General features: G+C 67.3%; 8 protein-coding genes and 1 pseudogene. 8 read left to right on the forward strand and 1 reads right to left on the reverse strand.

From position 1 onward, the window contains the following. Positions 1–48 precede the first annotated feature (48 nt). Positions 49–672: a S24 family peptidase gene (locus AC1DCG_RS21185; RefSeq protein ID WP_477029411.1), complete on the reverse strand. Its 624-nt coding sequence runs from the start codon at positions 670–672 to the stop codon at positions 49–51. Positions 673–863: 191 nt separating this feature from the next. Here AC1DCG_RS21185 and AC1DCG_RS21190 point away from each other — a divergent pair, with 191 nt between their 5' ends. The 8 genes and pseudogenes from AC1DCG_RS21190 to AC1DCG_RS21225 form a co-directional block, all read left to right on the forward strand. Continuing rightward, entirely contained in the window at positions 864–1,343 is a 480-nt protein-coding gene (locus AC1DCG_RS21190; protein ID WP_101718614.1) for a MerR family transcriptional regulator, read from the forward strand. A gap of 100 nt (positions 1,344–1,443) precedes the next feature. Next, on the forward strand, positions 1,444–3,237 hold the full coding sequence (locus AC1DCG_RS21195; RefSeq protein WP_477029412.1) for an acyl-CoA dehydrogenase C-terminal domain-containing protein: 1,794 nt from the start codon (positions 1,444–1,446) through the stop codon (positions 3,235–3,237). A 2-nt stretch (positions 3,238–3,239) separates the two neighbouring features. Further along, entirely contained in the window at positions 3,240–4,403 is a 1,164-nt protein-coding gene (locus AC1DCG_RS21200) for an acyl-CoA dehydrogenase family protein (RefSeq protein WP_101714417.1), read from the forward strand. Further along, positions 4,403–4,753, forward strand: a complete 351-nt coding sequence (locus AC1DCG_RS21205; protein WP_477029413.1) for a hypothetical protein — start codon at positions 4,403–4,405, stop codon at positions 4,751–4,753. The genes AC1DCG_RS21200 and AC1DCG_RS21205 overlap by 1 nt, the downstream gene beginning before the upstream one ends. A 1-nt stretch (position 4,754) precedes the next feature. Beyond that, positions 4,755–5,270 (forward strand): OsmC family protein, encoded by a 516-nt coding sequence (locus tag AC1DCG_RS21210; RefSeq protein ID WP_477029414.1) that lies wholly within the window; start codon positions 4,755–4,757, stop codon positions 5,268–5,270. A gap of 82 nt (positions 5,271–5,352) precedes the next feature. Further along, positions 5,353–6,558 (forward strand): acetyl-CoA C-acetyltransferase, encoded by a 1,206-nt coding sequence (locus tag AC1DCG_RS21215; protein WP_165261884.1) that lies wholly within the window; start codon positions 5,353–5,355, stop codon positions 6,556–6,558. Between the two features lie 174 nt (positions 6,559–6,732). Next, the gene (locus AC1DCG_RS21220; protein WP_165261886.1) at positions 6,733–8,916 is read left to right on the forward strand and encodes a 3-hydroxyacyl-CoA dehydrogenase NAD-binding domain-containing protein; all 2,184 of its coding nucleotides are present in this window, start codon (positions 6,733–6,735) and stop codon (positions 8,914–8,916) included. Positions 8,917–9,071: 155 nt separating this feature from the next. Continuing rightward, positions 9,072–9,301: pseudogene (locus AC1DCG_RS21225) on the forward strand (hypothetical protein); the annotation flags it as partial.

The following is a 9,301-nucleotide window of genomic DNA, read 5'->3' on the forward strand; positions in this document are numbered from 1 at the left end:
GAAGCGGTTATCGGATGAAGGAGTGCTCGAAAGAAAGGTCGGGTCGGCTTACTGGCTGACCCACTGCACGCAGGCGACCCAGGCCACCGCCATGCGGTCGAGCGTGCGGTCGTCGCCGTCACGCAGGACCGAGGTCAGCTCGATCGTCCGGGCCGTCAGCCGGCCCAGTTCCTTGATCAGCACCTCGCCATCGGTGGTCATCACCACCACCCGGTCGCCGCGCCGGGGCTCGGCCGTCGCCGAGACCAGAAGCCGGTCGCCGTCGCGATAGACCGGCGCCAGGGTGTCGCCCTCGACCTCCAGGGCGTAGAGTCCGTCCTCCCGCGGCCCCGGAAGCTCCATCTCCTCCCAGCCCGCTCCACGCGGCGCGCCCGCCTCGTCGAACAGGCCCGGCGCGGCCCGCGCTTGGCCGATCAGCGGGATGCCCGCCCGCCGGCCCTGGGCGCTTTCAGTCAGGGCCGCGAACTCCGAAAATCCCACGCCCGTGGCTTCCAGCACCTTGGCCAGGCTCTCGGTCGAGGGCCAGCGGGGGCGCGTGTCGACGTCGCCGCGCTTGGAGCGGTTGAAGGCGGTGGGATCCAGGCCCGCCAGCTTGGCCATGGCCGACGGCGTCATGTCGAACCGCTTGGCCAGCGCGTCGATCGCGGTCCAGATTTCGGCGTGCGAGAGCATTGGGTCCTCCACGCGTCCAGGGGACGGCACGGAAAGGAAATTAAGCTCCCGGCCTAGGAATGTAAACCTATGCTCCAAGGTCAAGGTTGACGTTTACGTAAGCGTTGACGTTCCGCAAGGTCCGGTCTAGCGTGAACGGCGATAACCAATGACCCGGCCGGGAAGGCCGGCCGCACCCTGGGAGGGTACCGATGGCAGCCGATCTTCGACGTCCCGAGCGCACGTTCTCGATCCGTCAGCTGTGCAACGAATTCAAAGCCACGCCCCGGGCGCTGCGCTTCTACGAAGACAAGGGCCTGCTGACGCCGGCCCGCGAGGGCCTCAACCGCGTCTATTCCCACAAGGACCGCGTCCGCCTGCAGCTGATTCTGCGCGGCAAGCGCGTGGGCCTGTCGCTGTCGGAAATCCGCGAACTGCTCGACCTCTATGACGAGAACGACGACGGCGCGGCCCAGATGGCCCGGTCGCTGAAGAAGTTCCGCGAGCGCGCCTCAGCGCTGGAGCAGCAGCGCGAAGACATCGACGGCGCCCTGATCGAGTTGCGCGAGGCCTGCGATCGCCTCGAGAAGCGCCTGGCCGAGATCCGCCCCGACCTCCTGCCGCGCTCGGCCGACTACGAACAGCTGCTGCGCGCCCGCCTCGACGGCGCCGAAATGGCGCTCGGTAAGTAAGGCTCAAAACACGCAAGGCCGCACCCGTTTCCGCCAAGACCGGCGGGGCGGGCGGGCCTTGGTTCCACCTCCCCGATCCGACCCATCAGGACTGCTTTAAATGACCTATCAGCCGCCCGTTCGCGATCACATGTTCCTGCTGCGCGACGTGCTCAACATCGAGCAGTACGGCAACCTGCCGGCCTTCGCCGACGCCTCGATCGACGTCGTCGAGCAGATCGTCGAGGGCGCGGCCCAGTTCACCGGCGAGGTCCTGGCCCCGCTGAACAGCGTCGGCGACAAGACCGGCTGCAAGCTGGACCCGGTCACCAACACCGTCACCACCCCGCCGGGCTTCAAGGAAGCCTACAAGGCCCTGTGCGAAGGCGGCTGGACCGGCCTCGGCTCTGATCCGACCTACGGCGGCCAAGGCCTGCCGCACGTCGTGAACCTGTCGTTCTCGGAAATGTCGAGCAGCGCCAACATGGCCTTCTCGATGTACCCGGGCCTGGCCCACGGCGCCTATTCGGCCATCCACACCGGCGGCACCGACGCCCAGAAGCAGACCTACCTGCCCAAGATGATCACGGGCGAGTGGACCGGCACCATGAACCTGACCGAGCCGCACTGCGGCACGGACCTCGGTTTGCTGCGCACCAAGGCCGTCCCGCAAGCCGACGGCAGCTACAAGATCACCGGCCAGAAGATCTGGATCAGCGCCGGCGAGCACGACATGTCGGACAACATCGTCCACCTGGTGCTGGCCCGCATCGAGGGCGCCCCGGCCGGCGTGAAGGGCATCAGCCTGTTCATCGTGCCGAAGTTCTTCCCGAACGCCGACGGCTCGGTGGGCGCGCGCAACGAGGGCGCCAAGTGCGTGGGCCTCGAAGAGAAGATGGGCATCCACGGCAACGCCACCTGCGTCATGCAGTACGACGACGCCGAGGGCTATCTGATCGGTGAAGAGAACAGCGGCCTGAAGCTGATGTTCGTGATGATGAACGAGGCCCGTCTGGGCGTCGGCCTGCAGGGCGTGGCCCAGGCCGAAGCGGCCAACCAGGCCGCCGTGGCCTTCGCCAAGGACCGCCTGCAAGGCCGCTCGCTGACCGGCCCGAAGAACGCCGACGGCCCGGCCGACCCGATCATCGTCCACCCGGACGTGCGTCGCCTGCTGCTGGAGAACAAGGCCATCATCGAAGGCGGCCGCGCCTTCCTGTTCTGGACCGCCCTGCACGGCGACCTGGCCCACGCTCACCCGGATGAAGCGGTGCGCACCAAGGCCGAGGACTACATGGGCCTGCTGACCCCGGTCCTCAAAGGCTACCTGACCGACCGCGGCTTCCAGGCCTGCTCCAACGCGGTTCAGGTGCACGGCGGCTCGGGCTTCACCGAGCACTTCCCGGTCAGCCAGTACCTGCGCGACTGCCGCATCGCCCTGATCTACGAAGGCACCAACGGCGTGCAGGCCCTCGACCTGGTCGGCCGCAAGCTGGCGGCCAAGGGCGGCCGCGGCGTGATGACCTTCTTCCAGGAGATCGACCAGTTCGTCGGCGAGAACGACGGCGACGCCGAGCTGAAGCCGTTCATCGACGCCCTGGCGGCGACCAAGGCCCAGCTGCAGGACGGCACCATGTGGCTGATGCAGAACGGCCTGCAGAACCCCGACAACGCGGGCGCCGCCTCGACCGACTACATGCACCTCTTCGGCCTGACGGGCCTGGCGTACATGTGGGCCCTGATGGTCAAGGCGGCTAACGCCAAGATCGCCGAAGGCTCCACCGACCCGTTCTTCACGACCAAGGTCGCCACGGCCCGTTATTTCATCGAGCGGGTCTTGCCTGACGCAGGGGCGCATCTGGCCAAACTGAAGACCGGTTCGGCGACCCTGATGGCGCTGCCCGCGGAGGCCTTCTGATCATGAGCGTGCTCGACGTCGCAAAACCCGCCTTCATGGCCGAAGAAGACATCGCGATCTTCGAGGACGCGGTCGGCAAGTTCTTCGACGAGCACGCTCCTGAAAACGTCGTGGCGACCTGGCGCAAGAACCACTGCGTCGATCGCGCGATGTGGAACAAGGCAGGAGAGGCCGGTCTGCTCGGCCTCTCCACGCCCGAGGAATACGGCGGCTCCGGCGGCGACTATCGCCACGAGGTCGTCCTGATGGAACAGCTGGGCAAGAAGGGCGTCGACGGCTTCGGCGCCAGCCTGCACAACGCCATCGTCATGCCGTACATCTTCCACTACGGCACCGAGGAGCAGAAGCAGCGGTGGCTGCCGCGCCTGTCGACCGGCGAGCTGGTCGGCGCGATCGCCATGACCGAGCCGGGCGCGGGCTCCGACCTGCAGGGCGTCAAGACGTCGGCCAAGAAGGTCGGCAACCAGTACGTCGTCAACGGCTCCAAGACCTTCATCACCAACGGCCAGACGGCCAATCTCATCATCGTCGTGGCCAAGACCGACCCGGCCGGCGGCGCCCGCGGCACCAGCCTGGTGGTGGTCGAGACCGATGGGGCCGAGGGCTTCGAGCGCGGCCGCAACCTCGACAAGCTGGGCCACGAGGCTCAGGACACGTCGGAGCTGTTCTTCAACGACGTGAAGATCCCGACCGAGAACCTGCTCGGAACTGAGGAAGGGCAGGGCTTCTTCCAGCTGATGGCCCAGCTGCCGCAAGAGCGGCTGAACATCGCCGTGCAGGGCATGGCGACGATCGAGCGGGCGCTGGAGCTGACCATCGCCTACGTCAAGGAGCGCCAGGCGTTCGGCAAGCCGATCATCGCCTTCCAGAACACCCAGTTCGTGCTGGCCGAGTGCAAGACCGAGGCGACCGTCGCCAAGGTGTTCGTCAACCACTGCATCGAGCGCCACCTGAAGGGCGACCTCGACGCCTCGACGGCCTCGATGGCCAAGTATTGGGTGACCGACCTGGAGAACAAGATCGTCGACCGCTGCCTGCAGCTGTTCGGCGGCTACGGCTTCATGAACGAGTACCCGATCGCCCGGATGTACAAGGACAGCCGCGTCCAGCGCATCTACGGCGGCACCAACGAGATCATGAAACTGCTGATCGCGAGGACGCTCTGATGATGTTCGCCGACGCTCCGCCGCCCCCCAACGACACCGCCCGCTCGGCCGTGGTCTGCGTGCGCGCCGAGGGCCGCCGCCCGCTGCAGTTCTCCGGCAAGCTGGAGGGCAAGCGTCCCCAGCCCGGCGCCTTCGACCTGCCGCTGAAGCCCGGCGTCGAGCAGTGCAACAACCTGCTGCGCTCCAAGATCGCCACCTGGACGCTGACGGTGAACACCTCGGGCTTCACGCCCTGCCGCCTGCCGCCGCCGGAGTTTGGCCAGCGCGTCGTCTACTCGGCCAAGGCCAGCGCCCGCGGCCTGACCTGCGCCCCGATCCACAAGTCGCCGATCGGGACCTGGAAGAAGTAGCATGTCGACCCACGTCGCCATCGTCGACTGGAAGCTGGAGCCCGGGGCGGACTTCCCCAGGGGGCGTTACAGTCGCGCCCACACCCTGTCGTTCGACGGCGGGGTCACGGCGCTTGGCTCGGCTTCGCCGTCGGTGGTGCCGCTGCCCTGGTCGGACCCGGCGGGCGTCGATCCCGAGGAGATGTTCGTGGCGGCGCTGTCGTCCTGCCACATGCTGACCTTCCTGGATCTGGCCCGTCGCTCCGGCTTCTTCATCAGCGCCTATCGCGACAGGGCCGAAGGCACGATGACCCGGAACGAGCATGGGGCTCACTGGGTTAGCCATGTCGCCCTTCGTCCCGACATCGTCTTCGAGGGCGATGCGCCCGACGAAGCCAAGCTGGCGGCCCTGCACGAGGCCGCCCACCACGCCTGTTTCATCGCCAACTCGGTTCGGACGGATGTCCGGGTCGAGCCGGCGCTCGAAAACGCCCTGCAAAGCCTTTCCACCTCCAATGCTCATATTGGGAGTGGGTGAAAAGGCTTTGAAAACAAGAGTCTAGAGCGCGAACGCACTCTGGGCCCAACACACTTAAAAGATCGCAGGAAGGAGCCATTCAATGGCCGACGCTTACATCTTCGACGCCGTGCGCACCCCGCGCGGCAAGGGCAAGAAGGACGGCTCTCTGCACGAGATCACCGCCCTGTCGCTGGCCAGCCAGGTCCTGGAAGCCATCCGCGACCGCAACGGCCTGGACACCTCCAAGGTCGACGACGTCGTCCTGGGCTGCGTGGCCCCGGTCGGCGAACAAGGCTCCGACATCGCCCGCACGGCCGTCCTGACCGCCGACTACGCCGAGAGCGTCGCCGGCGTGCAGATCAACCGCTTCTGCGCCTCGGGCCTGGAAGCCGTGAACATGGCCGCGGCCAAGGTCATCTCGGGTGAAGCCGACCTGACCATCGGCGGCGGCGTCGAGAGCATGAGCCGCGTGCCGATGGGCAGCGACGGCGGCGCCTGGCCGACCGACCCGTCGTCGGCCTTCAAGACCTACTTCATGCCGCAGGGCGTGTCGGCCGACCTGATCGCCACCCTCTACGGCTTCAGCCGCGACGACGTCGACGCCTACGCCGTCGAGAGCCAGCGCCGCGCCGCCCAGTCGTGGGCCGAGAACCGCTTCGCCAAGTCGGTGGTGCCGGTGAAGGACCAGCTGGGCCTCAACATCCTGAGCCACGACGAGACCGTCCGCGGCGCCACCACCATGCAGACCCTGGCCTCGCTGAACCCCTCGTTCACGGGCATGGGCGAGATGGCCTTCGACGCGGTCGCCACCCAGCGCTACCCGCAGGTCGAGCGCATGACCCACGTGCACCACGCGGGCAACAGCTCGGGCATCGTCGACGGCGCCGCCGGCGTGCTGATCGGCACCAAGGAAATGGGCGACGCGCTGGGCCTGAAGGCCCGCGCCCGCATCAAGGGCATGGCCTCGATCGGTTCGGAGCCGTCGATCATGCTGACCGGCCCCTCGCTGGTCACCGAGAAGCTGCTCAAGAAGCTCGGCATGGAAGTCGGCGACATCGACCTCTACGAGCTGAACGAAGCCTTCGCGGCCGTCGTCCTGCGCATGATGCAGGCGCTGGACATCCCGCACGAGAAGATGAACGTCAACGGCGGCGCCATCGCCATGGGCCACCCGCTGGGCGCCACCGGCGCGATGATCCTGGGCACCATGGTCGACGAGCTGGAACGCTCCGACAAGGAAACCGCCCTGATCACCCTGTGCGTCGGCGCCGGCATGGGCACCGCCACGGTCATCGAACGCGTCTGATCCTAATGTCGTAACCCCTCATCCTCCCACGCCGCGATGCGGCGCGGGCCCCTCCTTCTCCCTCTGGGAGAAGGGCGCGCAAGGGTCCACCTCTCCCATGGGGAGAGGGAGGAGCCCGGCCCGAAGGGACGGGAGGGTGAGGGGGTACGGCCTCAAAATCTGAGGAACATCACCATGGAAAACTTCAAGATCGAGGTCGACGGCGACGGCATCGCCCTGGTCACCTTCGACGTCCCCGGCCGTTCGATGAACACCCTGACCGCTTCGGTGATCAAGGAAGTCGGCGAGCTGGTCGAGACCATCAAGACCGACGCGGCCATCAAGGGCGTCGTCATCACCTCGGGCAAGGCCTCGGGCTTCTGCGCCGGCGCCGACCTGGGCGAACTGGGCGGTTCGGGCGGCCTGGGCGGCAATGACCTGCAAGCCGCGTTCGACGCCGGCTTCGCGCTCAACAAGGCCTTCCGCGGCCTGGAAACCAGCGGCAAGCCGGTGGCCGCGGCCATCAACGGCCTGGCGCTGGGCGGCGGCCTGGAATTCGTCCTGGCCACGCACTACCGCGTGGTCGCCGACCTGCCGAAGCTGCAGCTGGGCCTGCCGGAAGCCAAGGTCGGCCTGCTGCCTGGCGGCGGCGGCACCCAGCGCCTGACGCGCCTGATGGGCGTGATGGCCGCGGCCCCCTACCTGCTCGAAGGCAAGTCGATGAAGCCGGCCGAGGCCCTGGGCCTCAAGGTCGTGCACGAGGTCGTGCCGGCCGGTACGGAAGTCGAGGCCGCCAAGACCTGGATCAAGACCAAGGGCGACCCGGTTGCTCCCTGGGACAAGAAGGACTTCAAGATCCCCGGCGGCGGCCCCTACACCCCGACCGGCGCCCAGGTGTTCATCATGGGCAACGCCATGCTGCGCAAGAACACCTACGGCAACTATCCGGCCCAGCAGAACATCATGAAGGCCGTCTATGAAGGCCTGCAGGTTCCGTTCGACGCCGCCATCCGCATCGAGACCCGCTACTTCATCAAGACCCTGATGACGCCGCAGGCCAAGGGCATGATCCGCACCCTGTTCCTGTCCCTGCAGGAACTGGGCAAGGGCGCTGGCCGTCCGGCCGGCGTGCCGCACTACGACGTCAAGAAGGTCGCCGTCCTGGGCGCCGGCATGATGGGCGCGGGCATCGCCTACGTCCAAGCCATGGCCGGCATCGAGACCGTCCTGATCGACCAGAGCCAAGAAGCCGCCGACAAGGGCAAGGGCTATGCCGAAGGCCTGGTCAAGAAGGCCGTCTCGCGCGGCAAGATGACGGCCGAGAAGGGCGAGGCCATCCTGGCGCTCATCCACCCGACCGCCGACTACGACAACGTCAAGGGTTCGGACCTGGTCATCGAGGCCGTGTTCGAAAACCGCGACATCAAGGCCGACGTGACCAAGAAGGCCGAGGCCCAGCTGGCCGACACGGCCATCTTCGGCTCCAACACCTCGACCCTGCCGATCACCGGCCTGGCCGAGGCCTCGGTGCGTCCGGCCTCGTTCATCGGCATCCACTTCTTCTCGCCGGTCGACAAGATGGGCCTGGTCGAGATCATCATGGGCGAGAAGACCAGCCAGGAAGCCCTGGCCAAGTCGATCGACTACGTCCTGAAGATCAAGAAGACCCCGATCGTCGTCAACGACAGCCGCGGCTTCTACACCTCGCGCTGCTTCGGCACCTTCGTGCAGGAAGGCATGGAGCTGCTCAGCGACGGCATCGCCCCGGCGATCATCGACAATGTCGGCCGCGCCACCGGCATGCCGCGCGGTCCGCTGGAAATGCACGACGACGTCGCGCTGGACCTGTCGCACAAGATCGCCGTCCAGACGAAGAAGGATCTCGGCGACAAGTACGAGGAGCGTCCGTTCACCGCGATCATCGCCAAGATGGTCGAGGATCTGGGCCGCTACGGCCGCAAGAACGGCAAGGGCTTCTACGACTATCCGGAGAACGGCCCCAAGACCCTGTGGCCGGGCCTGTCGGACCTGGTCGAAGTGACCGTGAAGGACGCCGACAAGGCGCTGATCGAACAGATCCGCACCCGCCTGCTGTATCGCCAGGCCGTTGAGGCCGCGCGCTGCTTCGAGGAAGGCGTGATCGTCGATCCGCGCGAAGCCGACGTCGGCGCCATCCTGGGCTGGGGCTTCGCGCCCTGGACCGGCGGTCCGATCAGCCTGATCGACGGCGTGGGCGTGGCCAAGTTCGTCGAGACCCTCGACCAGCTGGCCGCGGCCTACGGCTCGCGCTTCACCCCGCCGGCCCTGCTGCGCGAGATGGCCGCCAAGGGCGAGACCTTCTACGGCCGCTTCGGCGTGAAGGAGAAGGCGGCCGCCTAAGGCTCGCTTTCGCGCTTCAGGCGAAATGAGGAGGCCCGGCGGCGACGCCGGGCCTTTTTCTTTGCGCCGCCGCATCAATGCCGCCATCGCCGCGCCCCATCGGCCGGATACCTCGACCTTCACCGCGCGTTGTCCGCCGGAAGCAGGGATTCTGGATGGCCGGCAGGCGATCGACAGTTCGCCGCAAGAGGCCTTTCACCCTCGCCCTGATCGTGGCGAGCGGCCTGCACGTGCTGCTGGGCGTGGGGCTGCTGGCCGGGATCAAGGTGATGCCGCCGCTGGTCGAGCAGAACCTGATCGTCGACCTGGTGGACGCCGCCCCGCCGCCCGCGCCGGGTGTCGCGGCGCCGGCCGCCCCGACCGCTGCGCCGGCGGCCCCGAAGGC

The sequence above is a fragment of the Caulobacter sp. 10L414 genome (assembly GCF_056395525.1).

What these genes read in the sequence shown, in the direction of transcription:
- AC1DCG_RS21210 (WP_477029414.1), top strand. Translation starts at nt 4,755, where the DNA reads ATGTCGACCCACGTCGCCATCGTCGACTGGAAGCTGGAGCCCGGGGCG.
- AC1DCG_RS21195 (WP_477029412.1), top strand. Translation starts at nt 1,444, where the DNA reads ATGACCTATCAGCCGCCCGTTCGCGATCACATGTTCCTGCTGCGCGAC.
- AC1DCG_RS21215 (WP_165261884.1), top strand. Translation starts at nt 5,353, where the DNA reads ATGGCCGACGCTTACATCTTCGACGCCGTGCGCACCCCGCGCGGCAAG.
- AC1DCG_RS21200 (WP_101714417.1), top strand. Translation starts at nt 3,240, where the DNA reads ATGAGCGTGCTCGACGTCGCAAAACCCGCCTTCATGGCCGAAGAAGAC.
- AC1DCG_RS21220 (WP_165261886.1), top strand. Translation starts at nt 6,733, where the DNA reads ATGGAAAACTTCAAGATCGAGGTCGACGGCGACGGCATCGCCCTGGTC.
- AC1DCG_RS21190 (WP_101718614.1), top strand. Translation starts at nt 864, where the DNA reads ATGGCAGCCGATCTTCGACGTCCCGAGCGCACGTTCTCGATCCGTCAG.
- AC1DCG_RS21185 (WP_477029411.1), bottom strand. Translation starts at nt 672, where the DNA reads ATGCTCTCGCACGCCGAAATCTGGACCGCGATCGACGCGCTGGCCAAG.
- AC1DCG_RS21205 (WP_477029413.1), top strand. Translation starts at nt 4,403, where the DNA reads ATGATGTTCGCCGACGCTCCGCCGCCCCCCAACGACACCGCCCGCTCG.